The sequence below is a fragment of the Pseudomonas sp. MD195_PC81_125 genome (assembly GCF_014060985.1).
GTDB lineage: Bacteria > Pseudomonadota > Gammaproteobacteria > Pseudomonadales > Pseudomonadaceae > Aquipseudomonas > Aquipseudomonas parakoreensis.
Genome location: NZ_JABULD010000270.1, coordinates 1 through 1,296 on the forward strand (window position 1 = coordinate 1; position 1,296 = coordinate 1,296).

The 1,296-nt window shown below is 60.8% G+C and carries 2 protein-coding genes; both read left to right on the forward strand.

Annotation, left to right across the window (positions count from 1 at the left end; translation table 11 throughout):
* Positions 1-532, forward strand: a 532-nt coding sequence (locus HT737_RS12065; RefSeq protein ID WP_182402660.1) for a YjfI family protein, incomplete at its 5' end; no start/stop codon positions are given.
* A gap of 17 nt (positions 533-549) precedes the next feature.
* Complete coding sequence (locus tag HT737_RS12070; RefSeq protein ID WP_041074459.1) at positions 550-1,248, forward strand: PspA/IM30 family protein; 699 nt, start codon at positions 550-552, stop codon at positions 1,246-1,248.
* Positions 1,249-1,296 lie beyond the last annotated feature (48 nt).

The following is a 1,296-nucleotide window of genomic DNA, read 5'->3' on the forward strand; positions in this document are numbered from 1 at the left end:
AACTTGGGTACTTCCGGAAAACCGAAGCTTGCTCAAGCAGATGGAGCAACAGCTACGCCAACCGATTCTGGCTGGCTCATTCATGTCGGAGAATTACATGAGCGCAGGCAACAACTGGAACATCGATAGCCTCTTCAACGCCCTCAAGGCACTGGACGAGGTGGCTTCGCACGAGATCACGCTGTCTCTGATCCAGAGCTCCGAACCCAGCATCAAGCTGGAAATGAACGAATTCGGCGGTCTGCCGATTCACATCGCCGTGGCCGGTCAGCAGATCATCGTCGACACCGTGCTGGTGGACATCGATTCGATCACTGACGTGCGCGCCTTCAACGACGCCGTGCTGCGCAGCCGGGAAATGTTCCCGCTGTCGTCGATCGGCATCGAGTCGATGCCTAACGGCCAGACCGTTTACAACATGTTTGGCGCCCTCAGCGCCGACTCGAGCCTGACCAACGTCGTGACCGAGGTGAAAACCCTGGTCGACAACGTGCAGCGCGCGAGCGAAGCCTTCGAACACTTCTTCAAGTAATCAACAGGGAATATCCAATGACTCAGTCCATCTGGAGCAAGTTGTTCACCGCTCTGCGCGGCGGCGCCAATGAAGTCGGCGAAGCGATCGTCGACCAGCAGGCCCTGCGCATCCTCGATCAGGAGATCCGCGACGCTGACACCGCGCTGTCGAACGCGCGCCGCGAGCTGGTCACCATCATGGCCAAGCACAAGCTGGCCGCCGACCGCGTGAGCGAGTACGACGCCAAGATCAAGGACCTGGAAGCCAAGGCGGTTGCCGCGCTGAACGCCGGCCGCGAAGACCTGGCCATGGAAGTGGCCGAAGCGATTTCGACCCTGACCAACGACCTGACCGCCGAGAAAGCCCAGAGCGACGAATTCGGCACCTACGCCGAAAACATGCGCAAGGACATCACCAAGGCCGAGTCACGGATCAAGAGCCTGCGCCAGCAAGTGGACATGGCCAAGGCCCGTGAAAGCGTGCAGAAGGCGCAGGTCAGCGCGTCCATCGCCAGCGGCGGCGCCAACGGCAAACTGGAAACCGCCGTCGGCACCCTGAACCGTCTGCAGGCCAAGCAGCAGCAACGCGCTGCCGAGCTGAGCGCCGCCGACGAACTGGCCGACGCTTCGACCGGCAACGACCTGGAGCGCAAACTGCGCGACGCCGGCATCACGCCGAACGAAGGCAGCGCCAATGCGATTCTTGAGCGGCTGAAACAGAAGTCCGCGCAGTAAAATCGCTCTCCTGTAGGAGCTGCCGCAGGCTGCGATCTTTTTGTTCTT

Coding starts and splice junctions, on each gene's coding strand:
- HT737_RS12070 (WP_041074459.1), top strand. CDS start 550: ATGACTCAGTCCATCTGGAGCAAGTTGTTCACCGCTCTGCGCGGCGGC.